Consider the following 21644-nt stretch of genomic DNA (forward strand, 5'->3'; position numbering starts at 1 on the left):
AGTGATCACTAAATTTTGGTCGCCACCTCAGCGGACTCTGCTCCGGCGGTGGCAGCCTGTTGACGATGGAAACGAATTCCTAAGAAGACATCGTAGAGAAAACTCCAGAAACTCTTCCCTTGCAATAACCCTAGGGACTGATCACAACCCTTGGCATCTAAGAGGGGGCGGACTGCATAGTAGGCGGGCTGATAGTTGTACCAGGGAATTGAAGGCCAGAGATGGTGAATCAGGTGATAGTTCTGCCCCATGATCAACCAATTCATGATCGGACTGGGATAAATCCGGGCATTCTTCCAGCGATCGCGCTCCACATGGGGCCGATGGGGAAGGTAGTCAAAAAACAACCCCAGCATCAGACCCACCACACCGGCGGGAACAAACCAGAAATTAAAGATGTAGCCCAGAAAACCGTATTGCCAGCCCAGGAAGACAATCACAGCTACGGCTGCCCGACCGAGAAACCATTCCAGGAGTTCAAACCGACGCCACAGTTGCCGCTGGAAGAAAAAAACTTCGTGGTAAAAGAAACGGACTGGAATTAACCACAGAGGCCCACCCGTAGAAACGTAGTGATCGGGATCGTTCTCTGGATCATTGACATTGGCGTGGTGCTGCATATGCACCCGGGTGAATACCGGAAATGAAAACCCTAAAATTAAGGCGCTCCCATGCCCCAGAACCGCATTCATGATGCGATCGCGGTGAGCGACATGATGGGAAGCATCATGAATCACCGTTCCCACGAGGTGCAAGGCTGTTACATTGACCACAAAACAGCACCAGTCCGGCCAATCCCAACGCCAGTAGCCCAAAACCGAAAGGACGATCAGAGCCACAGCAATCACAAACATGATTAGGGTGGGGTTGAAGTCACCCGGAGGACCCAGTAGTTCCTTTAGTACTGTCAGGGGCTTCTCTGCCTCCGACATCGTTGCTCTACTCCTCAACATTCATCCTTGGGTAGTATACGCTACGCACACCCAGCAATTAAAGTTTTGTGAAATATTCTTATTTTATGTGGCGGAATCCCTGGAAATTGCAACCCCTGGAGTCTACCAATCATCCCGGCTCGAATCCCCCAATTCCCAGTCATCCTCCGGGGCTGCCGGGGGTGGGGGGGTACTTGGGTGGGGGTGGGGTGATCACCCGATAGTCAGCATCTACCACTGGTTTAACAGGATGTTCAACCGGCGTGGGGGGGGTCGGGGGGGCGAGGGCGGTCGGGTTTTGAGTCTCGATAGCTGTAGGAGTAGGTGGAACCGGACTGAACCGTTGTCTGGGGCTGTTGCCGGGTTTCATAGGGACTATCCGGTACATCAGCAACTGGAGCCGCTGCTGCCGCTCCCTGGTCTTCCCAATCTTCAAACTCCTCGATCTCTTCCTCAGGGGCAGATCGCCGAGGCGAGCGGTCAGTGACGGGGTTGCCGGGGCGATAACTGGAACGAGCCAGTTTCAGGGTGAGTTCCCGCATCTGCGATCGCAGAGTTTGAGCCGCCCAGACATTTGAGCCCCAGAAGAGACCGGCCAACAACAAACTCGTGATCACACCCAGGGCGATCGCCACTAAAATCCATAGCCCCAAGGGCAATGCCTGAGTGCGCATCCCTAAAAAGACCAGTGGCAAATAGGGAGACTGATTTTGCAGGATCAGGAGGGTTAGACTCCCTATCATCATCAGTAATAAACCCAAGCGAATCGCAGCCATGACATTTCCTTGATTCACCAGCAAACTGCTCCAGGCTGATCATAGATCCAGGCGCATTTGATTGGGGAGGAACATCGCTGTCCCATGGCAACAAATGGACTCATGGATAGCACATAGACCATCCACTGGGGACAGCCCACTGATTGTATAGTTACCGTCACCCCACCATCTTGCAGGGGAGTATGGGGCTAGGTCGTGTTTTATTTTTCCACCTTCCCAGTTAATCTGAAGAAATTGCATGGATCGGTTTCACAGGCAACCCTTCATCGGTCAAATTAGCACCGAATACCACGACTGGGAGTTTTTATCTATGGGTCTCAGCACCAGCGCCAGAGCGCACACCACTGCAAACACTACCCCAAGGTTGGCATCTCGTCTGGTCAATGGCGTGCTCTCGATTAAACCCAGTTTTTAATCTGGCGAAGCAGCAAGCCCGACAAATGATGATCAAACGGGCGGCAACCATTGGCATTGACTGGCCCCAGGAGGTGGCGAATCTCTGTGCCCGAGGGGGTGAAATGGCATTCTCACCCCAATGGGACGCGGAATTAGCGGCGATCGCCAATCCCTCGCTCACCTATCCTGATTATTACCTGCGCCCCTTCCATGCCTATGAGCAAGGTAACTTAAGCTGGGAGGCTGCTACAGAAGTTGAAGTCGCTGCCCATGCAGTTCATGCCCGCATCTGGCCGGATGCGGGTGCCCAGGGAGATGCGAGATTACGCCAGAGCTATCATGCTGTGGTTCAGGCTCAGGTTTCCCAGCCCCCCCAAGAGATTCTAGATCTGGGATGCAGTGTTGGCATGAGTACCTTGGCGCTGCAAGGCGTTTATCCCCAGGCCAGGGTCACGGGGGTGGATTTGTCTCCCTATTTTCTGGCGATCGCCCACTATCGTTGCCAACAACAGCAAACTCAGGCTACCTGGATTCATGCCCCGGCAGAAGCCACGGGCTTACCGACCGCTCAGTTCGATCTGGTGTCGGCCTGCTTGCTCTACCATGAGCTTCCCCAGTCAGCGGCGATCGCCATTTTGCAAGAAGCCCGTCGCCTGCTTCGTCCTGGGGGGTACCTGACGATCATGGACATGAACCCTGGCTCAGCCGTCTATGCCCAGATGCCCCCCTATATTCTCACCCTGTTGAAAAGTACCGAACCCTATCTAGACGAATACTTTGCCCTGGATTTAGAAGCCGAGATTGTGGAGGCTGGATTTCTGCCACCCACCGTAACAGCCAATAGTGTCCGCCATCGGACTGTGATTGCTCAGGTTCCACCTCTCTAGGAAAGCACCCCAGACTTCTCGCAATTGCCAACCACCCTTCAGTTACTTCAGGAGCCATGACGTGCCGCCTCAAACCTATGGGCTAGCCCTGCATACCTCTAGTCCCGAACTAGGTCTGGCACGGAGAGACGGGACGGGGCAGGCTGACAGCCAAGTCTGGAACTTGGGACGAGCCTTATCGACCCACCTGCATCTGCACTTAGCCGCAGTTTATCCAGCCCCAGACTTGGCAAGACTTGGCGTTTATCGCCGTTGCCTGCGGACCAGGAAGTTTTACGGGCACGCGCATTGGGGTGGTTACCGCCCGCACTCTGGCTCAACAGTTAGACCTGCCGCTATTTGGCATCTCTTCCTTGGCAGCCGTTGCCTGGTCTCAGCGCCAAGGGATTGATTGCGCCCTGGCAGTGACTCTACCTGCCCAGCGGGGGGAAGTCTTTGCAGGGATTTATGCTCCCACCCCCGAGGGCACAGGGTTGATCCCCCAGTTGCCTGATCGGGTTTTCACCCTGGCAGATTGGCAGCAAACCTTGATAACTTGGCCCCATCCCGTGGTGATCCTCCAGGCGGAGGGCGGACTGGGAGCCACCGTGATCAGTGTACTGGAGCTAGCTGCTCACCGCTGGCTCCAGGGCGATCGCCCCCATTGGTCAGGCGTGCTTCCCTTCTATGGACAGCAACCCGTGGCGACAACGCCAGTTAAGTCTGAAATCAACGTTGTCGGGGATCAAGGGCATCCCGCAGGCCATCTCCTAGGAGATTAAAGGCAAGAACGGTCAGGATCATTACCAAAGCTGGCGGCCAAATTAGCCAGGGCTGCAAGACCAAAATTGAGGCGTTCGTCGCCACGGACAGCATGTTGCCCCAGGAGGGATCTGGTTGCTGAATCCCGAGGCCAATGAGACTCAGCACCGACTCCGCCACAATAAAACTAGGAATCGCCAGGGTGGAGGAGATGATCACATAGGTGGCAGTTTGGGGCAACACATGGCGGAGAACGATGTACAGGGGGGTTCCCCCCATCACCTGGGCTGCCTGGACAAATTCCCGTTCTTTGATCGAAAGTACCTGCCCTCGGATCACCCGCGCCAGTCCTGCCCAACTGACAAAGGAGGTAATCAGGACAATCAGCAAAAATCGCTGGGCACTGCTGAGTCCCGGTGGTAAAACTGCTGCCAGAGCCACCAGAAGGTAGATGCTGGGAATGGTCATCAGTACCTCCACCAACCGCATGGCGATGGCATCAATCCAGCCACCAAAATAGCCGGAGAGGCCCCCCACCAGCATCCCCAAGGGGAAGGAAATTGCAATTCCCACCAAGCCAATGCTGAGGCTAATCCGCCCTCCAAACAACAAGCGACTAAACTGATCCCGAGCCTGCTCATCGGTACCGAGCAAGTTCCAGGTACCTGTTCCTGTGGTGCCAAACAGATGGCGATCGCTGCTAAAGCCAGGGAACACCACAACCTCGTCGATTTTAGGTTGGGTGAAGGACCACTGGGTGGGCAGGGGGAGGCGAATTTCCAACCATTGATAGTGCCATCCCTTGACCCAGAGGCGCAGAAATGACGGTTGCTGGCGGTTGACTATTAATTGGCGATCGCCGGTGTTCAAATCCACAGCACCTTGGGTAGTGGGGTAAACGTGGGGACCGACGAAGTGTCCAGACCCATCGTGCCAGTAGAGTTGGGTGGGGGGCAGCAGTGCCCCCTCCGATTGGGAGGTATAGGGGTCGTAGGGGGCAACAAAATCCGCCGCCATGACTAGGAGGTAGAACAGCAAGAGTACCAAGGCTCCCAGGCGAGCTAAGGGATTGAGCTTGAGTTTTTGCCACCAGTTCATAGCGGGAAATTCAGCGGTTAGGGCAGGTTGGGGGACTAGACATCCGTGGTGTTGGAGAAATACTCGCCGACTTTAAAGCTGGTATTTTCCAATTGTTTGAGGATGGAGCGGGTGATTAACTGTCCCGCTGAGACCAGGGCTTTACCGGTAATCGGGTGCAGCAGATCCTGCTCCGCCCGCCGCCCAATCAGGGCCTCAATATCTTGCAGGGAGTTAATATACATCCCTGGCGGCAACTCCACCACCACCCCATTGCTCAATACCCGAGCTTGGCAGGCTAACCGGGAGTTGGTCTTGCAGGAGGTAATGACTTCCAAGGTGCGCTGTTCTCGCCGCCCCATGGGTGAGAGTCCAACCATCCCTTCCTTAATATAGACGTGGCACGTAGCACACATGCCTCGACCGCCACACTCCTTGAGTACATCCAGATCCTTGGACATCAGGATGGAGAGCAGATTGCCATTGGTTTCAACGGATGTTTCTTGGGCAATGGGTTCGAGCTTGACAATTTTAACCATGAAAGTCTCCTGCAAAAATTAGCCGAGTGAGATGAACTTTTGAATTGCCTCTAATTGACTGTCCTGGATCACCTCCGGAAAGTTGCGAACAACCTGGGAACAGCGCTGGATAAATGCTGTGATCCATCCCTGTATCCACTGCCGCTGTTGGGCACTCAACGGCCTTTCCAATTCCGTGGGAGAACTGGTGAGGGTAATTTGGGCAGAACGTTCCACCTGAAATCGCTGGGGCCACTCCCCGGCGGGTCGACTGGATTTCCAATAGTTGACAATTACCGCTGTGCCCAAATATTGAGTGGCAAATTGACTGAGTTGATTCAGGGCCACCAGAGATTCCTGCAAGCTGACGGGGGGTAGGATGGTTGGCACGACTTTGAGGGGGGAGTGTGGGGGTCTTTGAGGGGGCGATGGGATCTGAGGCACGATCGGGGGACTGGGAGTCTTTCTGTTGCCAGTAGCTTTGCCCAGAAAGGGTGAGGCTCCCCGCTAGCAGTCGGAAGGTGGCGATCGCATTTCCCAGATCGGCTTCTAAGGCAACCCGTAGATCGGCGATCGCCTGCTGGTAGTGGGAAGCGGCCAGATTGTTATCGGTCAAAACCAGCAGAATAATTCCGTGGCTGAGCTTGTAAATGTAGACTTGGTGTCCGACAAACTGGAACTCAAAGGAGTCAAAACCCTCCGGTGTAGTACCGATTACCTGTAGAATCCCCTGCACCAATGCCTCTTTCTGCTGAAAATTGAGGGTTTGATCAATCCCGCAGAAATAGGGTCGGGCCCGACCATCCATGAGGGCGACCCCCAAGATTCCTGTTAAATTCAGAAAATCCTGAACAACCTCCTGCTTCATAGATCTTTAAGCTCTTTCGGCAAAGCCATTCTCTCTACAACTCCTGCCACAAATGATCCTGAAATAGTTTAATGATGATGTTAGATTCACGGTTTTAGAGATACTGACTCCATTTCCATTATTCAGCCCTATTCCTTCGCTGCATCATTTTCTAATTTTTCCCCTCTGGTTCCTCCGTTTAGGTTAAGCAGTATGTCTGACCTTCCTTTTACACTGGATCAGTTACGCATCCTCAAGGCGATCGCTGCCGAAGGGAGCTTTAAGCGTGCCGCAGATAGTCTCTATGTCTCTCAGCCAGCGGTGAGCCTTCAGGTACAGAACTTAGAGCGCCAGTTAGATGTTCCCCTGTTTGACCGGGGCGGTCGGCGGGCACAACTGACCGAAGCGGGTCACCTCCTTCTCAGCTACGGTGATAAAATTTTGACCCTTTGCCAGGAGACCTGTCGGGCCATTGAAGACCTTCAGAATCTCCAGGGGGGGACATTGATCATAGGTGCCAGTCAAACCACCGGCACCTATCTTCTGCCCCGGATGATCGGACGCTTTCGGCAAAGCTACCCGGACGTTGCCGTGCAGTTGCATGTCCATTCCACCCGGCGCACTTCGTGGAGTGTTGCCAACGGGCAGATTGACCTTGCCATTATTGGGGGAGAGGTTCCTGCAGAACTTCAGGACTCTTTACAGATTATTCCCTACGCTGAGGATGAACTCGCACTGATTATTCCGGTTTTTCATGCCCTCGCCCGTCCCGATACAATCCAAAAAGAAGATCTATATGAACTCAACTTCATTGCCCTGGATTCCCAGTCCACGATCCGCAAGGTGATTGACCAGGTGTTAACCCGCTCCGGGATCGATGTCCATCGCCTGAAAATTGAGATGGAGCTGAACTCGATTGAAGCAATTAAGAACGCGGTGCAATCAGGACTAGGAGCGGCCTTTGTCTCCATTGCTGCAATTGAAAAGGAATTACAAATTGGCATCCTGCACCACGCTAAAATTGATGACCTTGTGATCCACCGGACGTTATCTGTGATTGTGAATCCCAACCGTTACCGCTCTAAGGCAGCAGAGGCTTTCAGTCGCGAAGTTCTCCCCCAGTTTGCCACCATCAACCCCCTGCTGGCGAAATTGGAGTTACAGCCGTCTGCCGTTCTGGGGGCAGCATCCCCTAAATCTGTGGAACTGGACTGACCGCCCATGGATCTTTACTGCACCCGTCCGGGTTGCCCCCGCCCTGAGAACCGCTTCCATGATTTGGATGACAGTGCCACACTGAAAACGGTGCAGCAGAAGTATTGCACAGCCTGCGGGATGCCCTTGATTTTAGATTCACGCTACCTGCCCATCAACCTCTTAGGTCGGGGTGGATTTGGCGCTGCATTTCTGGGCTGCGATCGCCGGATGCCCAACCAACCCAAATGTGTGATCAAGCAATTGCAACCGCTTGGCAAACTCAGTCCCCAACAGTTAGCTCTGGCTCAAACCCTCTTCGAGCGTGAGGGCGAAGCCCTGGCTCACCTGGGAAATCACCACCCCCAAATCCCCGATCTGTTGGCATTTTTCCCGCTTGAGGTTCAGGGTTTGCAACCCGGACTGCGGGAGGAATTTTTTTATCTGGTTCAGGAATATATTGATGGCCAGACCCTAGAAGCGGAACTGACGCAGCAGGGGCCGTTCTCAGAAGCAGCGATTGGGGAAGTCTTGCAGGAAATGCTGAAAATCCTGCAATTTGTCCATGACCAAGGGGCAATTCACCGAGATATCAAGCCTTCGAACATCATGCGCCATCGCAATGGCATACTATATCTGCTGGACTTTGGGGCGGTGAAGGATGTCACAAAGGTAACGGGTACGACCTCCTCCACAGGCATTTATTCCCTAGGCTTTGCCCCCCCAGAGCAACTGGCAGGTAACGAGGTCTATCCCTCCACCGATCTCTATGCCCTTGCCGTCACCTGTATTTCACTGCTGACGGGCAAGCAGCCGACGGAACTCTTTGATGGCTACCACCATCGCTGGAACTGGCATTCCCAGGTTCAGGTGAGCCCCCGCCTCACCCAAGTGCTGGACTCAATGCTACAATCTGCGCCCAATCGCCGTCCCCAATCCGCAGCGGCTGTCCTGGCCGCCCTGGATGCTGGTCTCCCCCGGAGTACCCCCCTGACAAGTTCTTTTCCAGGCGTGATTCCCAGCCCGGTACCCGCCGCCGGCGTGCCCCCCCCCGAAATCTGCGTCTCGGCCTATTCCTCGCGCTGCTCCATCGAAGTTGCGGTTCTCGACCCTAGAACTCTTAGGGAATGCCGGGTTTATAGGGTTTGAAGGCGCACTTCTGGCGATCGCCCTAGCGAGCCTTCTCCCCACACCACTCCTGGGTTTGGGTCTATGGATGGTAACGCTCCTGGGATTGATCGTGGGGCAGTACTTCCGCATGATTGAAAGATGGGATCTACTGCTGATCAGTGTCCTGACGCTGGTGGGGGTGGTCTGGTATGCCCCAGCCCATGCAGCGGTACCTGGGACTGGTAGTGTGTTGCTGACAGTGCTGCTGCTGGCCGCCCTGGCAGGCTGTGGAGTGATCGCTGTGGTATCGCTGTTTCGCCTGATTTACAAGCTGCTGTCCCAAATCATCTAGGATCACCCGTATCTCTGAGTTGTTCCAGGCTATGTCCCAGCGCCCCAAATTAAGCCGTCAGTCCTTGCTATCCCTCGACTTCCTCGCACCGATTGGGGTGGGCTTGTTGGTGTTGTTCCTGTGGGAAACTGCTGTGCGGGTGACGGGCACCCCCAGTTACCTGCTCCCAGGCCCGCTCTTGGTGTTGCAAACCTTGGTCAGGGATTGGGAGAGCTTGTTCCCGTCTCTGTTAATTACCCTTCAGATTACCCTAGTGGCTTTTCTGAGCGCCATCGCCTCAGGGCTGATGTTCGCGATTCTATTTACCCAGAGCAAATGGATTGAGCGCAGTTTCTTTCCCTATGCCGTGATCCTGCAAACAACCCCCATTGTCGCGATCGCCCCCCTGATTATTCTTTGGGTCAGGCAACTGATTCCGGGGGAGCATTCAACCTTTATCTCCTTAGTGATTTGTGCCTGGATTGTTGCCTTTTTCCCCGTGCTATCCAACACCCTTGTGGGGTTAAATAGTGCTGACCATAACTTGACCAATCTGTTTCGGCTTTACAAAGCATCCCGTTGGCAAACCCTGTGGTATCTGCGATTCCCCAGCGCCCTGCCCTATTTTCTTGCAGGGCTGCGGATTAGTGGGGGACTCTCCCTAATTGGAGCGGTTGTGGCGGAGTTTGTGGCGGGGACTGGGGGAACTCAATCGGGAATTGCCTACCAGATTTTGATTGCCAGCTTTAATCTGCAAGTTCCCAGGATGTTTGCAGCACTCTTGATGACAACTGTCCTCGGGGTGCTGATCTTTGCTGCCCTGACTGTGTTCTCAGATTTTCTATTGCGCAACTGGCATGAAAGTGCTAACCAAACTGAAAACTGACTTCCCTCGCTGGAGTCTCGACCCTCAGGTGGCCGATTTCCTAGGGAAACTTAAGGATTTCCTCAAGTCCAGAGCCTGGGAAAGGATAGACGGTGGTTCATAAGACCGTTAGGCTAAACTTATCAACGCCATAAGGCTAAGGTATCTCAACTGGGAGGCTCTATGTCAGATTTGAATCGTGGCATCATGAAGTTTGAGGGGGCTGACTCTCCCGTAGCCATCGTCCTCTCGGCGGTGTTGGTTTTGGGGGGTGTGGGCTTGCTGATCTACTGGGCACTCCACGCCGCCTATGTGATCAGCTAGGGACGCTATTTTGATCACCGTTGCAGGTTTAAATCCGTTTTGACAATGCGGATGGCATCCTCTGGGGTGTCTGCAATTTCAACTTTTTCTGGCGCTAATTGCTGGAAAAAGTTTTTGCTTTCTGGAGAACTATTGAGCAACACGACCCGTCGCCCCGCTTTGAGTGCTAGCGCCACTTCGGAAGCCGTACCTGCCCCCATCCCACAGGCAATGATTCCCTGACTGGAAAGCACATTGATCCAGTTACGGGCACTGCCTAACCCGGTGAGGATCGGCAGGTCAATGGCAGCGGATATCTGGGTCGAGTCAGCCGTGGGCAAAATTCCAATGGTGAGACCCTGAGCAGACTTTGCTCCCTGACTGGCCGCCGCCATCACCCCAGCATCCCGTCCCCCCGTCAACAACACCCACCCTTCCTCGGCAATCAACTACCCCAATTTGTAAGCATAGGCTAGATCGCAGGCAGTTGCGGTGGCACCGGGGCCCATCACACCAATGATCATTTTAGGCATGTGATTAGATCCCAGGCGATCGCCCGGTGGTGGGACGAATATTTTCTAATATTGAATCAGATTCAATGAGACCCGGAGTTAAAAGGACACACAATGTCAGGACGACTGTTACTGGTGGATGATGAGCCTGGGTTGCGAGAAGCCGTCCAAGCCTACTTAGAAGACAGTGGTTTCACCGTTCAAGTTGCCAGCAATGCACGGGAGGGGTGGGACTCGCTACAAGCTAGCCAACCTGATCTGGTGATTACTGACGTGATGATGCCCCAAGTGGATGGCTATCAATTTCTCAAACAGCTGCGCGAAGATGCCCGATTTAGCACCTTACCCGTGATCTTTTTAACAGCAAGGGGAATGACCACAGACCGGATTCAAGGCCATAAGGCGGGCTGCGATGCCTATCTTGCCAAGCCCTTTGATCCCGATGAGTTGGTCGCCATTGTCGAAAACCTTTTGGGGCGGCGGGCGGCTATACAATCGGCTGCAGACAGCGAAGAGACCCCAGATATTGCAGACATGGCACGACAGATTTCTGAGATTCGCTCCATTTTGAGCCAGCGGGGAGAACTCCCCCTGGGACACCCTCCTAGTCCTGTGAAAATTGACTTTACTCCCCGCGAACAGAGCGTCTTAGATTTAGTAGCTCAGGGGCTGATGAACAAAGAAATTGCCCGTCGCTTAGAAACCAGTGTCCGAAATGTTGAGAAATATGTCAGTCGGTTATTTAGCAAAACAGGCACCAATAGCCGTACCGAACTTGTACGCTATGCCCTAGAACATGGTTTAATCACGAACGGAAGCTAATTGCCTGACTCTGTAAGCTTCTGTGGCAGATCCCATCGGCGAGATTTCCTGGTTCATGCCCTGACGGATAGGATCATCTTGGCCTATCTTGGGCAGTTCAACCTTAAGTTATTTAAACTTAGTTGAAGAAATTCTCATATTTACAGACATCCTCTCAGAATCCTGATATTTGTATAGCAAATCACATTCTGCACAGGGCACCTTATGAAAATCGCTAAAACTTCAACACCGCTGGGAGAGTCCCTTTCGATGATTGCGCTCTTTGCGCTCACGAGTGTTGGCATTATTTGTGTCATTGCCCTCAGCAGTGGTGCCCTCTGAGGCAACCCTCTCTCTGCCCAGTTTTGAGCCTTGGCAAGTGACATCAGACCTAAGGCTTACACTGGGTAGAGCTGGTGATCGGGCAGCAACGGGTTAGAGGCGCTGGAGAATATTCAGTCCGTGGGTATCCGTCCCGCAGGTATTCAGCAGCCGATAGGTGAGGGCTAGACCCTTGACAAGAGAGGTTTTATCGGGGCTCGGTTGCCAAGGAAGGGGATTATTGTAGGCATAATAGGTCTCGACTCCATCAATTTCCAGGTGGGCTGCCTCGGCGATCAGTTCCTGGGGCGATCGCCGATAACGAGCTGGATGGGCTAAAATCGCCAGCCCCCCTGCCAGGTGAATGGCACGGATGACAGAACTGGCGAAGGCGGCATTGCCATCGGGAGCCTCTCCCTGCAAGTAGGGTAGGAGGGCAGGGTGTTCTGGATTGAAAGCATAGCCAAGGATATGAACTTCTGTCTTCCCCAGTAAGGCTGTAATTTCCACCCCAGTCCACAGTTGCGGTAGCTCAAATTTATTGGGCTGCCGTTGCCAGAGTTCCCGGTGGTGACAGAGGTAATCTTGAGCCCGCTGATACCCACGAGTGGAATGGTGATCCGTAATCGCAAGTCCTTGCAATCCCAGGGCGATCGCCTGCTGGATTAATTGTTCAGGGGTTAACTGGCCATCGGAGCAGTGGGTATGTAAGTGAAAGTTGAAGGAACGAGGACAACTGTCTGCCTGAATGTCCTGGAAAATTCGTCGGAGGGCCAGGGAATCCTGGGCCGCTGGTTGAGCAGAAACCACCTGAGCGAAGTAAGCTGTCATGTTGCGAGCTGCGAGGTGTCACTTAAATCTTAACAAGACTTAGTAAAATCGCCAGTACCAAGGAATACCTAGCATCCCGATCCTATCCAGGCATAGCCATGGCTGGAGGAGTGTAAGCTACTGTTCGCAAGTCTGCTGCGAAAAAAGTCGCTATCCATCCAGATGCAGTGCTCACCGCCCCTTGAAGTTGCCAGAAAGGGACGCAAAATGAGAGACTCAATAACAGTCAGTGGCACAAGGTCTACCCAGCAGGATGAATATCGTTGAGTTTTTTTGAACTGAGTGCCGGACGGTGGTTTTCGCAGCGTACTAGCCACCATCTGGCCTTTAAGCAACAGGAAGGTGGAAAGTCAAATCTCACGATTGAAGTGCTGGCGAAGGATCACCCTGAGGTTGTGAAACTCTGCCAACACTACGAAGTCGATCCAACTCAGGCTCTCTGTGGGGCTCGTGTCAGTTGGGACGGCACCATGGAATGGGATGAGGAAAAACACGCGGGCTCAACAGTGCTGGTTCCGGTTGCCGACTCCTTACAAGCCCTAGAAGGACAGCTCCTCCGAGAAATGGGCTACGCTGAAAAAGCGCCGGTTGCAGGTCGTTACCTGATCAACCAAGAGGAATTGATCTTAATTACCGAGTACGAAACCATGTACTCTAAAGAGCGCCTGTGGTTTGAGAGCCCTAATGTGCGGCTTCGCCATAGCATTCTGAAGCGCTTTGGTGGTTTTAGCATGGCTTCGTTCTGTTCTGAGATCCGGATGGGGGTCACCCAGCCCAAGGCCAACACCCCTGAGGCCGCTGATGCCACGAACTCAGGCTGACGAGGAGCCTTGAGGACTAGAGGCTTTTTCAACTCCGTTGCGACTATCTTGGACTTGGAGCACTGCTTTTAGCTTGGCATAAAAGTCAGGAGACCCCGTCGCGGGTACGAAGCGGTGAATCGGACGGCTGGTGAATTCGTGGATAGGGGGAGGTAAGGTTGTTAACCCGATGTCCAGGGCTGCTGAAGCTGCTAAATCTGCTTGGGAGCCGATGGGCGGCTGTTCAATGGCGGTATCCAACTGTAAATTCTCCGGTAGCGGTTCCCCACCGATCAAGATTGGGGCAGCGATCGCCGAGGTTTTGAAGCAGGGTCGAACCCTAAACCGTGAATAATCTAAACTCACGTAGTTCGCTAACTTCGGATGGTGGGGAAAGCGACGGCAAACCAGGCGTTCAAACTCGTGACTGAAATGGTAGAAAGGTCGTCCCCGCCGCTGCCAACCGACTAAAATGTGCTCCACAGAAATGGCTTTGTACCGACCCAGGTACAGGGCTTCAATCACCGCCATACAGATCCAGGTGGGTTGGTAATCGCAGTACCAGTGATCCACGAGTTGGGAGGCCGTGGCATCACCCAACTCAAAGCTATAGTGCGTTAGCAGAGCGGTGGCATAGGCGATCGCCGAATTTTGGGTAATTTGCCAAGCAGTGGGGGGCAAATTCAGGGTTACCTCTGGAGCAGGCAGATCTGAGGATGGTGGGTAGGGATCAGTCATTGGAGCGGATCACACCTCCCTCTACGGTACGAATTTCAGACGCGGAGAAGGGGTCAGTGCCTCCTGACCAATTGAAGTCGTTAAGTAAAAAGTTCACTGAACCAATTTGCTGCACAGGGTTATAGCGGACGATGAAGCTATAGGTACGACGACTATACTCCAGAATATAGTCGGTGTTGATTTCCTGGTTCGTAATCAAATTGATAGAAGTTTGCATCCCAATGCGGATGGGGCCATAGAGTTGTTGGGAAAATCCCCAAGCGAGTTTGCGATCATCCGCAATCCGGTCAAAGAAGAAGGGGGAAAGACCATCGAAAATCACTTGGGTAAAGCTAACATTGAGGCCCGTGTAATCAAAGAACCGCCGGGAAAAATGACCAAACTGAGCGGTCATTCCCACCGTAGCATTCAGAGAATTCTGGGTATCGCCACTGCTGTAATAACTGGCAACCCCCGTCAGCCCAGTGTAGAGACCAATATAGGGAACAATGGCGACCGGACTGTAACGCAACCCTTCTTTCGGAGTGGCAGGTAAGGGTTTGCCGGACCAAAGGGTAAACCCTCGCGTCAAAGCAGCGCTGGTCTGGTAGCGTTCCAAGGTCGCCCGGTTATTATCCGAACCGGGGGGAACCAAGTTCAGTTGATCCGTATCGGCATTCACCCGTTGGACTCCGGCCTGGAAGCTCAAGTTGATCTCAGATTTTCCCAGGATGATCACCGGAGAGGTGAGCAGGATACCAATGCTCTGCTGCACAGTTTGAAATCCCAGGGAACCATTAAACAGGCGATCGCGGTAGCTGTACTCTAGGTTCAAGGCATAATTCCCCAGGTCATCCCGCAGGACACAGTCTCGACCCGTCGGTGATTCGTTGCTACTGCGGCGGAGGCTATCAATTCGCTGACGAGTCGTACAAACTACCTGGGGACGAGGTTTCGTTAGATCCTGCCGCAACCGCAAACTCGCCCGGAGATTGTTTTCAATCACATCGGGGTTCAAACTCGTCAGGGTAAACAACCCCCGGAGGCTGGTGCGATCATTGACGTTGACGTAAACCCGGTTAATCAACCCATAGAGATCAGGGTCAAAAATGCCCGTGGGGGGGGGTTGTTAATGGTCACCCCTAAGTTTTGCTGGAAGGATTCTGAGGCAAACGCTTCCTGGACAAAAAATTGGGGAATGATCGTCCATTTGACGCGGTCATTGGAGAAGGGGGTAAAGGTGCGCTGGATAAACAGCCCCCCTCTTTCTGTGGCATCATAACCAAATTCCACCAAACCAAACCCAGGATTATTGCGACGGCGGTCAAACACCATGCGCCGAAATGGCAGGGGGATTTTCACCCGTTGATCAAACACCATCTGCGCCCGTCGGGTTGTCAGTTCATCCTCAAAGGGAGAAATCGGACGCAGCCGCGCCCGGGTGGATCGGATCTCAAACTCCGGGGGAGAAAAGGGGTCATTGGTGATCCGCACGTTGGTGGCTTCCCACCCTTGGGGATTAAAGTCAACCCGGTCAGCTTCAAAGCGCAGTCGGTTCACCATCCCCCCTGCCTGGGGGATAAAGCTCTGAGTGCCACTGAATCCTTGCAAATTACTGGTTTGACCAAAACCCGTCACAATCGATAGGCGATCGGGGCTGGTGACCCGCGAAATCGGCTGACTGGCCGTAATTCGATCGCTGATGGGAGCCGCAGAGACCCCCGCAGCGGTGACATCCGTGGGTAGGGTGGGGAGCAACCGTTGGGCACTTCTGAGAAAGACTTCCCCACGGGCTCGGATCACCACCCCAGTCCCCTGGACAAAGTTATATTCAACCCGCTCACCGCGCAGGGTCCGGGAGTTTTGGGTTAAACGCAACATTCCCCTCGGCTACGGCCCGCCGATTGTTCAGGTTCACCTGCAGGCGATCGGCATCCAGAACTTGTCCCTGGAAACGCATCACCACATTACCTGCCGCCGTAAACATCTGCCGCTCATTGTCATACTCCTGGTGATCGGCGGTCAGTTCCACTACCCCCAAGGTTCCTGGTGGCTGATAGGGAAAGGGATCAGGGACCGGGGGCGTTGGTGCCGGAGCTATCTTGGAGCGGCGCAGAGTCGGTGGGGTGGGGGGGGTAGCAATGGGGGAGGGAAAGCGCTGTCCAATCAGCTCCCCGCGATCGGCGAAGGAATTCAATTGCGCCTGCTCACGGGCAACCGCCGCCAGTTCAGGAATCGTAACCAAGGTCTGGGACGGAGTCGTAGATGTCGCCAACGCCACCGTCAGAGCCTGGGTACTGGCAGCATCGGTGAGGGTAAGGTGAGGTTCTGGGATCGAGCCAATGCTGTCATGGGCGGTGAACGCTGCTGCTAGCTGATCAGTCGTCGCCGCATCGGTGGTTCTAAAATTCTCTAGCGGAGGGGCTTCAGGCTCAAGGTTCTCTGAAGCAGAGGCGGTTGGATCAAGGGGATCAATTGCAATCGCTGGCCCTAACAGATGGGCACGTTGGGCTGGATGGGCTGTCGAGAACTCATCGGTCGTCAGGACAGGCGTTGAGGCAGAGACTGGCTGAACAACTTGGGGCAGGGTGACAGTCGGCTCCGGAATAGCAGCCAGCGATCTCCCCTGCTGCGGCACCTGAACAATTGCAGCTGGTTCAGGGGGCGGAACCGGGTAAGGCATAGATCAAACCACTCACACACACACACTTCCCAAGCAGGTTCCCCATTGACCTGAAAAAGGGCAGGCACTACGGCACTGCCCTGAAGCTGGATTAGGGATCGGCGATTGCCGATTATTCCATATCCCGACGTTTGGGGTTGCGAGCCGGATCGTTGGAGAGAAATCCAAAGATAAACAACAATACAAAAAAGGAAACCACAGCGTAGACTGCAATCTTGAGTGTCAACATGTCAAAGGCTCCAGACGGATAAAAGCTGCTTTTTTCTTCCTATGCGGACAGGATAGCTTCCTCATCATACACAATAGCTTTGCAGGATGAACTCGACGGCGATGGTCAAATCTTCCAGGATATAGTCAGGCTCGTAAACCGTGAGTTGGGGGCGATCGCGAATCCCACTGAGCAAACCAATGACCTTGATCCCATAGGTTTTAGCGGCAAAGATATCCGCTTCCGTATCCCCCACCATCCAGGTGTCAGCAGCAACGGGTAACTCAGCGAGGGCACGGGCCATCAGCAGGGGTTTATCGCTGACATCGGCGGTCTTGATCGTTTGGTTACCGAGACAATAGCGGCGATCGGAAGGGAAGAACCGTCCTAAGTTGTACTGTTCCAGGGCATAGTCTAACTCCTGGGTGCGCCGCATGGTCATCACCACTAAATCGACCCCAGTCTGCTGGAGGGTCTCTAAGGCCGTGACGGCACCAGGGATCAGGGTGTCATAGCCAAAGTAGGGCTGGGTATGCACGGTCAGACGGCGCAACTGGGCAAATTCCGTCGCTTGATCCGCCGTTAATCCTGATAGCAGCCCAATTTCTCGCTCAGGCACCCGCGCCCGTTTTAACTGCCAAAATTTAGCCTTCGGCAGTTGCTGGATGGGCTGGGCTGGGAGTTGCAGTTGGGTCAAGCAAAACTGATAGACCTGGTAGTAGCGTTCCGAGACATCAACAATTGGCCCATCAAAATCAGTGATCAGTCGCAGCATTTCCCAAAGAAATGTGAACTCGTCATTGGCTATCGTAACGGCTTCTCGGGGTGGTCAGCCAGGATCACCCCTCAATCAGGCTCGATTTCACCAGGTTTGGATGGTCGGAGCATCCACCGCATGTTGGTGGGGTTGGGGGGGGTAGTTCGCAGGCCACGGGGGAATCGAGAATATTGTAGACAGTGGGTGATGGCGAGTCATCCTCTAACAAGCTGCTGTCACGGAGTTGAGCCTGGGGGGGGTACATAGGCATGGGTGACGGGATCGTAGGCTAAGACTTCTCCAGTTTCCAGATGGTAAATCCACCCATAGATCTTTAATCGGCCCTGGTATAGCCTCGAATGCACCACTGGGTAAGTCTTAAGGTTTTCAATCTGGGTCAGCACATTCTCGGCAACAATAATCTCTAGGAGATCCCTGTCAGTATGGTTGCTGTAATTTTCCTTCACCAGTCGCCGCGTAGCTTCAGCATATTTCAGCCAGTCATACATCAGGGGCATTTCCTCTTGTAATTTCCCCAGTTGTAGCAATCCCTTCATCGCCCCACAGTGGGTATGGCCACAAACAACAATTTGCTCGATCTCGAGGGAATGAATCGCGTATTCCAAGGTGGCACCTTCGCCACTATTTGTGGCCCCAAAGGGGGGAATAATATTCCCAGCGTTGCGGATAATGAACAATTCGCCGACTTCTGTCTGGGTGAGCAAATTGGGGTTAATCCGAGAGTCTGAGCAGGTAATAAACAGAACCCGGGGACGTTGACCGTTGGATAACTGCTCAAACAGTTCCAGATGGGTCGAGAAATAGTTGCTCTTAAACTCCCGAAGGCCTCGGATCAGTTTTTTCATCGCCCCCTCCGAGAGACCCCTTCCTTTAGGGAGGGGAGGGATAGGAGCGGCGAACGGAGTTCGCCAATAGGATCAAGTGTATTCACAGTTTTTTTCATATAATGTGAGGCATGGAAAAGGCTTACCGCTATCGCTTCTACCCAACCGCCGAGCAGGAATCGCTCCTGCGTCGAACGATGGGGTGTGTACGGTTGGTTTACAACCGTGCCTTGGCAGCGAGAACGGAAGCCTGGTATGAACGGCAAGAGAGGATTGACTATATCCAAACCTCTGCAATGCTGACCGAATGTAAAAAACAAGATGACCTCCAGTTTCTGAATGAGGTGAGTTGTGTTCCTTTGCAGCAAGGCTTGAGACATCTGCAAACCGCATACAAGAACTTCTTTGACGGTCGGGCGAAATACCCCAACTTCAAAAAGAAGCGTCATGGTGGCAGTGCAGAATTCACCAAGTCTGCGTTTAAGTGGAAGGATGGACAGGTCTATTTGGCTAAGTGCAATCAACCCTTGCTGATTCGCTGGTCTCGGCAACTCCCAGAAGGAGTTGAACCCAGCACCATTACGCTCAAGCTTGACCCGTCCGGTCGTTGGTTTGCGAGTCTGCGAATTGATGACCCGACCAATCAAGTACTGGAGCCAGTGGATCAAGCGGTTGGGCTTGATGTTGGAATTAGTAGCCTTGTTACCCTGAGTACAGGAGAGCAGGTTGCCAATCCGAAAGCCTTTGGCAAGCACTATCAACGGCTGAGGAAGGCTCAGAAGTCTTTGAGCCGTAAGCAAAAAGGCTCTCGCAATCGGGACAAAGCCTGTCTGAAAGCAGCCAGAATTCAAGCCAAGATTTCTGATTCCAGAAAAGACCATTTGCACAAGTTGACCACTCGACTGGTACGGGAAAACCAAACGATTGCCGTCGAGGATTTGGCTGTGAAAAATATGGTCCAAAACCATTGTCTCGCCCGTGCCATTAGTGATGCTGCATGGGGTGAATTGGTCAGGCAGCTGGAATACAAAGCCAAGTGGTACGGTCGAGACTTGGTGAAAATTAACCGCTGGTTCCCCAGTTCTAAGCGCTGTGGGAACTGCGGTCACATCGTTGAGCGATTGCCGTTGAGCATCCGGGTATGGGACTGCCCCCAATGTGGCACCCACCATGACCGGGATGTAAACGCCGCTCAAAATATTCTGGCCGTGGGACTCACGGTTGCAGTCTGTGGAGCGAACGTCAGACCTGATAGGCATAAGTCTAAAGGGCAGTTGCGAAAGTCCAGCAATGGGAAGAAACAGAAACCTAAGTCGTGAGTCTTAGGAATCCCCTTCCTTCAGGGAGGGGAGGATGTCAAAATGCAAGATTCACAGGATTGCCGCCATGGATGCAGAGGATTTCAAGGTCAATTTTGGAGACAGGGGAGCGCTGTCAAAGGTCTTGATAGCGGATGCTACTGTGTGTCGCGGCGGCGACAACGCCCATCCCTGATCAAAACAGCAGCCTGCTTCGTCATCCTCCACCGTTGATTATGGTTTAAATTACCGTTCCTCTAGAGCGGAGATCGCCACTCCGTAACCAATCTCAAGGTCCAGGGGGCATTTCCCGTCGATGATCGGCCAGCAGCGGCAGCAAGAATTGGGTTAAGGTCCAGGCATCGACACCCAGGATGGTACGTTCCTGGGCGGCTAATATGCCAGTCTGGGCGTGCCACCAAGTGGCACTCTCCACCAAGATGGCTGGATCGGCCTTTTCAGAAATCTGAGCCAGCAGCCCCCCGATCAGCCCGGTTAAGACATCGCCGCTGCCCCCCCGAGCTAAGGCAGGGGTACTTTTGGGATTGATGGCAACGATGCCATTGGGCTGGGCGATCGCCACCCTTGCACCTTTTAATAACACAACGGCTTGGAGACGACGGGCCGCCTCCTGAGCCATCTGAATGCGATCGCGACTCTGGGCAGCTAGGTCGGGAAACAGTCGTTTAAACTCTCCGGGATCGGGGGGTGAGCACCGTGAACCCTGGACGGGCCGCCAACCAAGAAACCCTGTCCAGGGTGGCAAGAATCGTCAGGGCATCAGCATCCAACACCAGCGGACAGGGGCAGGGGATCACTGCCTCGACGGCTGTGACTGCCTGTGCCGTGATCCCAGGCCCACAGGCGATGGCGCTGTACTTGCCCCCTTGTATCGCCGTGATCAAGGCTGGGTCAAGGGCGATCGCCCCCGTGGTGGTTTCGGGACAATCGATCACCAAGGCATCTGGGAGGTGAGAGAGCACCGTAGACTTCAAGGATGCGGGAACGGCTAGGGACAACAACCCCACCCCCGTGGCTCTGGCGGCCAATCCTGCTAGAATTGCTGCCCCCAAATACTGCTGCGATCCGGCGATTAGCAACAGATGCCCCATTTGATATTTGTGGGTAGCCAGGGGACGAGAGAAGGGTAGGGCGGCGATCGCCGAGGCAGTGGTAATCCGTCGCAGCACCGGTGCTTCCCCCAGCACTGCCTGGATATCTTGTAGGGGCAGATCAAAATCAATCAGCTCTGCCTCTCCGATGAACTCGAGGGCGTGGTCTTGTAAGAGTCCTCGTTTCCAGAGGCCAAGACAAAGGGTATGGGTGGCTCGCATCGCAGTGCCGAGCACCTCCCCGGAATCAGTGTGCAGCCCCGAGGGCAGATCGAGACTGATCACTGGTTGCCCCCACTGATTGACCTGATTGACTGCGGCGGCGATCGCCGTCTCCAGGGGACGTTCTAAGCCAAATCCAAACAAGCCGTCCAGGTAGAGATCGCAATTCTGGAGCGATTCGATAGCCGTGCTCAGAGGGATGCCCAAACTGGCAACATAGGCAGCATGGGTGGCGGTTAATTCCTTTTGGCGGCTAAAGGGACAATAGACCCGGAGGTCATAGCCGCGAAAGTGTAGTTCCCGAGCCACCACCAGGGCATCCCCACCGTTATGCCCTGGCCCCACCAGCACCCCCACGGTTCGGGGGGCAGAGTAGCGCTGCTGTAGCCAATGGCTGATCAGCCCCCCGACCTTTTCCATCAGCGCCGTAGCGGGCATCCCAGCGGCAAACACCCGGCCTTCAATGGCTCGCATTTGAGCTGCCGTGACAACAAACTGCTGAATCTGATCCCGTTGCAGTGGCATTACCGGTTCCTTCCTGAGCACTGCATCTAATGCCC

Annotated in this window: 24 protein-coding genes and 3 pseudogenes; 12 read left to right on the forward strand and 15 right to left on the reverse strand. The window is 53.9% G+C overall.

Going from position 1 to position 21644, the window contains the following annotated elements:
- Positions 1-8 precede the first annotated feature (8 nt).
- Positions 9-932, reverse strand: coding sequence for a beta-carotene hydroxylase (gene crtR / locus DO97_RS04020; protein WP_036531275.1), 924 nt, complete (start codon positions 930-932; stop codon positions 9-11).
- Positions 933-1000: 68 nt separating this feature from the next.
- Between crtR and DO97_RS24295 the strand changes: the two genes are divergently transcribed.
- Complete coding sequence (locus DO97_RS24295; RefSeq protein ID WP_162182931.1) at positions 1001-1156, forward strand: hypothetical protein; 156 nt, start codon at positions 1001-1003, stop codon at positions 1154-1156.
- A 30-nt stretch (positions 1157-1186) separates the two neighbouring features.
- On the opposite strand, the gene DO97_RS04025 is transcribed toward DO97_RS24295, so the two are convergent.
- Complete coding sequence (locus DO97_RS04025; RefSeq protein WP_204368466.1) at positions 1187-1708, reverse strand: LapA family protein; 522 nt, start codon at positions 1706-1708, stop codon at positions 1187-1189.
- Positions 1709-2018: 310 nt separating this feature from the next.
- Here DO97_RS04025 and DO97_RS04030 point away from each other — a divergent pair.
- Positions 2019-2991: pseudogene (locus DO97_RS04030) on the forward strand (class I SAM-dependent methyltransferase).
- 236 nt (positions 2992-3227) lie between these two features.
- A complete protein-coding gene (tsaB, locus tag DO97_RS04035) occupies positions 3228-3752 on the forward strand; it encodes a tRNA (adenosine(37)-N6)-threonylcarbamoyltransferase complex dimerization subunit type 1 TsaB (RefSeq protein WP_072016350.1) in 525 nt (174 codons plus the stop codon).
- On the opposite strand, the gene DO97_RS04040 is transcribed toward tsaB, so the two are convergent.
- The 3 genes from DO97_RS04040 to DO97_RS04050 are packed head-to-tail and all read right to left on the reverse strand — an operon-like array spanning position 3700 to position 6195.
- Complete coding sequence (locus DO97_RS04040; protein ID WP_036531277.1) at positions 3700-4830, reverse strand: ABC transporter permease; 1131 nt, start codon at positions 4828-4830, stop codon at positions 3700-3702. The two genes, tsaB and DO97_RS04040, sit on opposite strands and share 53 nt — an antisense overlap.
- Before the next feature lie 35 nt (positions 4831-4865).
- Positions 4866-5348, reverse strand: a complete 483-nt coding sequence (locus DO97_RS04045; protein ID WP_036531278.1) for a 2Fe-2S iron-sulfur cluster-binding protein — start codon at positions 5346-5348, stop codon at positions 4866-4868.
- Positions 5341-6195: a hypothetical protein gene (locus DO97_RS04050; protein WP_036531280.1), complete on the reverse strand. Its 855-nt coding sequence runs from the start codon at positions 6193-6195 to the stop codon at positions 5341-5343. The genes DO97_RS04045 and DO97_RS04050 overlap by 8 nt, the downstream gene beginning before the upstream one ends.
- Positions 6196-6387: 192 nt before the next feature.
- Here DO97_RS04050 and DO97_RS04055 point away from each other — a divergent pair, with 192 nt between their 5' ends.
- The 5 genes from DO97_RS04055 to DO97_RS24585 all read left to right on the forward strand — a co-directional run bounded on the left by DO97_RS04055 (position 6388) and on the right by DO97_RS24585 (position 9998).
- Positions 6388-7389 (forward strand): LysR family transcriptional regulator, encoded by a 1002-nt coding sequence (locus tag DO97_RS04055; protein ID WP_036531281.1) that lies wholly within the window; start codon positions 6388-6390, stop codon positions 7387-7389.
- A 6-nt stretch (positions 7390-7395) separates the two neighbouring features.
- Positions 7396-8517, forward strand: coding sequence for a serine/threonine-protein kinase (locus tag DO97_RS04060; RefSeq protein WP_239651427.1), 1122 nt, complete (start codon positions 7396-7398; stop codon positions 8515-8517).
- The gene (locus tag DO97_RS25845; protein ID WP_239651428.1) at positions 8465-8830 is read left to right on the forward strand and encodes a hypothetical protein; all 366 of its coding nucleotides are present in this window, start codon (positions 8465-8467) and stop codon (positions 8828-8830) included. The genes DO97_RS04060 and DO97_RS25845 overlap by 53 nt, the downstream gene beginning before the upstream one ends.
- A gap of 31 nt (positions 8831-8861) precedes the next feature.
- Positions 8862-9695: an ABC transporter permease gene (locus tag DO97_RS04065; protein WP_036531282.1), complete on the forward strand. Its 834-nt coding sequence runs from the start codon at positions 8862-8864 to the stop codon at positions 9693-9695.
- Positions 9696-9857: 162 nt separating this feature from the next.
- A complete protein-coding gene (locus DO97_RS24585) occupies positions 9858-9998 on the forward strand; it encodes a hypothetical protein (protein WP_036531283.1) in 141 nt (46 codons plus the stop codon).
- Positions 9999-10012: 14 nt separating this feature from the next.
- Here the strand turns inward: DO97_RS24585 and DO97_RS04075 are convergent.
- A pseudogene (locus DO97_RS04075) lies at positions 10013-10510 on the reverse strand (SLOG cluster 4 domain-containing protein).
- 93 nt (positions 10511-10603) lie between these two features.
- Between DO97_RS04075 and DO97_RS04080 the strand changes: the two are divergent.
- Positions 10604-11311: a response regulator transcription factor gene (locus tag DO97_RS04080; RefSeq protein WP_036531285.1), complete on the forward strand. Its 708-nt coding sequence runs from the start codon at positions 10604-10606 to the stop codon at positions 11309-11311.
- A gap of 414 nt (positions 11312-11725) precedes the next feature.
- Here DO97_RS04080 and DO97_RS04085 read toward each other — a convergent pair whose 3' ends face one another.
- Positions 11726-12442, reverse strand: a complete 717-nt coding sequence (locus DO97_RS04085; protein ID WP_036531287.1) for a PHP domain-containing protein — start codon at positions 12440-12442, stop codon at positions 11726-11728.
- Between the two features lie 263 nt (positions 12443-12705).
- Here DO97_RS04085 and DO97_RS04090 point away from each other — a divergent pair, with 263 nt between their 5' ends.
- The gene (locus DO97_RS04090; RefSeq protein WP_239651430.1) at positions 12706-13263 is read left to right on the forward strand and encodes a phycobiliprotein lyase; all 558 of its coding nucleotides are present in this window, start codon (positions 12706-12708) and stop codon (positions 13261-13263) included.
- On the opposite strand, the gene DO97_RS20560 is transcribed toward DO97_RS04090, so the two are convergent.
- The 7 genes from DO97_RS20560 to DO97_RS04115 all read right to left on the reverse strand — a co-directional run bounded on the left by DO97_RS20560 (position 13255) and on the right by DO97_RS04115 (position 18473).
- Positions 13255-13980: a hypothetical protein gene (locus DO97_RS20560; protein WP_052128351.1), complete on the reverse strand. Its 726-nt coding sequence runs from the start codon at positions 13978-13980 to the stop codon at positions 13255-13257. The genes DO97_RS04090 and DO97_RS20560 overlap by 9 nt on opposite strands.
- The gene (locus tag DO97_RS20565; RefSeq protein WP_052128352.1) at positions 13973-15046 is read right to left on the reverse strand and encodes a DUF3769 domain-containing protein; all 1074 of its coding nucleotides are present in this window, start codon (positions 15044-15046) and stop codon (positions 13973-13975) included. The genes DO97_RS20560 and DO97_RS20565 overlap by 8 nt, the downstream gene beginning before the upstream one ends.
- On the reverse strand, positions 15043-15840 hold the full coding sequence (locus DO97_RS20570; protein ID WP_052128353.1) for a DUF3769 domain-containing protein: 798 nt from the start codon (positions 15838-15840) through the stop codon (positions 15043-15045). Before DO97_RS20570 ends, DO97_RS20565 begins: the two co-directional genes overlap by 4 nt.
- Positions 15800-16642, reverse strand: a complete 843-nt coding sequence (locus DO97_RS20575) for a hypothetical protein (protein WP_052128354.1) — start codon at positions 16640-16642, stop codon at positions 15800-15802. The genes DO97_RS20570 and DO97_RS20575 overlap by 41 nt, the downstream gene beginning before the upstream one ends.
- Positions 16643-16754: 112 nt before the next feature.
- Positions 16755-16871, reverse strand: a complete 117-nt coding sequence (locus DO97_RS04105; RefSeq protein WP_036531289.1) for a photosystem II reaction center protein I — start codon at positions 16869-16871, stop codon at positions 16755-16757.
- A 64-nt stretch (positions 16872-16935) separates the two neighbouring features.
- Positions 16936-17625: an HAD family hydrolase gene (locus DO97_RS04110; RefSeq protein ID WP_036531291.1), complete on the reverse strand. Its 690-nt coding sequence runs from the start codon at positions 17623-17625 to the stop codon at positions 16936-16938.
- Between the two features lie 218 nt (positions 17626-17843).
- The gene (locus DO97_RS04115; protein ID WP_081980608.1) at positions 17844-18473 is read right to left on the reverse strand and encodes a carbonic anhydrase; all 630 of its coding nucleotides are present in this window, start codon (positions 18471-18473) and stop codon (positions 17844-17846) included.
- Positions 18474-18583: 110 nt separating this feature from the next.
- Here DO97_RS04115 and DO97_RS04120 point away from each other — a divergent pair, with 110 nt between their 5' ends.
- The gene (locus DO97_RS04120; protein WP_036531292.1) at positions 18584-19771 is read left to right on the forward strand and encodes an RNA-guided endonuclease InsQ/TnpB family protein; all 1188 of its coding nucleotides are present in this window, start codon (positions 18584-18586) and stop codon (positions 19769-19771) included.
- A gap of 34 nt (positions 19772-19805) precedes the next feature.
- Positions 19806-19946, forward strand: a complete 141-nt coding sequence (locus DO97_RS24300; protein WP_162182936.1) for a hypothetical protein — start codon at positions 19806-19808, stop codon at positions 19944-19946.
- Positions 19947-20039: 93 nt separating this feature from the next.
- Here the strand turns inward: DO97_RS24300 and DO97_RS04125 are convergent.
- Positions 20040-21609, reverse strand: a pseudogene (locus DO97_RS04125) (NAD(P)H-hydrate dehydratase).
- Between the last annotated feature and the right edge of the window lie 35 nt (positions 21610-21644).

This window comes from Neosynechococcus sphagnicola sy1 (genome assembly GCF_000775285.1).
Lineage (GTDB): Bacteria > Cyanobacteriota > Cyanobacteriia > Neosynechococcales > Neosynechococcaceae > Neosynechococcus > Neosynechococcus sphagnicola.

Excerpts from the sequence above, each read along its gene's own strand:
- crtR (WP_036531275.1), bottom strand. The coding sequence starts at position 932 with ATGTCGGAGGCAGAGAAGCCCCTGACAGTACTAAAGGAACTACTGGGT.
- DO97_RS04025 (WP_204368466.1), bottom strand. The coding sequence starts at position 1,708 with ATGGCTGCGATTCGCTTGGGTTTATTACTGATGATGATAGGGAGTCTA.
- DO97_RS04040 (WP_036531277.1), bottom strand. The coding sequence starts at position 4,830 with ATGAACTGGTGGCAAAAACTCAAGCTCAATCCCTTAGCTCGCCTGGGA.
- DO97_RS04045 (WP_036531278.1), bottom strand. The coding sequence starts at position 5,348 with ATGGTTAAAATTGTCAAGCTCGAACCCATTGCCCAAGAAACATCCGTT.
- DO97_RS04050 (WP_036531280.1), bottom strand. The coding sequence starts at position 6,195 with ATGAAGCAGGAGGTTGTTCAGGATTTTCTGAATTTAACAGGAATCTTG.
- DO97_RS04055 (WP_036531281.1), top strand. The coding sequence starts at position 6,388 with ATGTCTGACCTTCCTTTTACACTGGATCAGTTACGCATCCTCAAGGCG.
- DO97_RS04060 (WP_239651427.1), top strand. The coding sequence starts at position 7,396 with ATGGATCTTTACTGCACCCGTCCGGGTTGCCCCCGCCCTGAGAACCGC.
- DO97_RS04065 (WP_036531282.1), top strand. The coding sequence starts at position 8,862 with ATGTCCCAGCGCCCCAAATTAAGCCGTCAGTCCTTGCTATCCCTCGAC.
- DO97_RS24585 (WP_036531283.1), top strand. The coding sequence starts at position 9,858 with ATGTCAGATTTGAATCGTGGCATCATGAAGTTTGAGGGGGCTGACTCT.
- DO97_RS04080 (WP_036531285.1), top strand. The coding sequence starts at position 10,604 with ATGTCAGGACGACTGTTACTGGTGGATGATGAGCCTGGGTTGCGAGAA.
- DO97_RS04085 (WP_036531287.1), bottom strand. The coding sequence starts at position 12,442 with ATGACAGCTTACTTCGCTCAGGTGGTTTCTGCTCAACCAGCGGCCCAG.
- DO97_RS20560 (WP_052128351.1), bottom strand. The coding sequence starts at position 13,980 with ATGACTGATCCCTACCCACCATCCTCAGATCTGCCTGCTCCAGAGGTA.
- DO97_RS20570 (WP_052128353.1), bottom strand. The coding sequence starts at position 15,840 with ATGTTGCGTTTAACCCAAAACTCCCGGACCCTGCGCGGTGAGCGGGTT.
- DO97_RS20575 (WP_052128354.1), bottom strand. The coding sequence starts at position 16,642 with ATGCCTTACCCGGTTCCGCCCCCTGAACCAGCTGCAATTGTTCAGGTG.
- DO97_RS04105 (WP_036531289.1), bottom strand. The coding sequence starts at position 16,871 with ATGTTGACACTCAAGATTGCAGTCTACGCTGTGGTTTCCTTTTTTGTA.
- DO97_RS04110 (WP_036531291.1), bottom strand. The coding sequence starts at position 17,625 with ATGCTGCGACTGATCACTGATTTTGATGGGCCAATTGTTGATGTCTCG.
- DO97_RS04115 (WP_081980608.1), bottom strand. The coding sequence starts at position 18,473 with ATGAAAAAACTGATCCGAGGCCTTCGGGAGTTTAAGAGCAACTATTTC.
- DO97_RS04120 (WP_036531292.1), top strand. The coding sequence starts at position 18,584 with ATGGAAAAGGCTTACCGCTATCGCTTCTACCCAACCGCCGAGCAGGAA.
- DO97_RS24300 (WP_162182936.1), top strand. The coding sequence starts at position 19,806 with ATGTCAAAATGCAAGATTCACAGGATTGCCGCCATGGATGCAGAGGAT.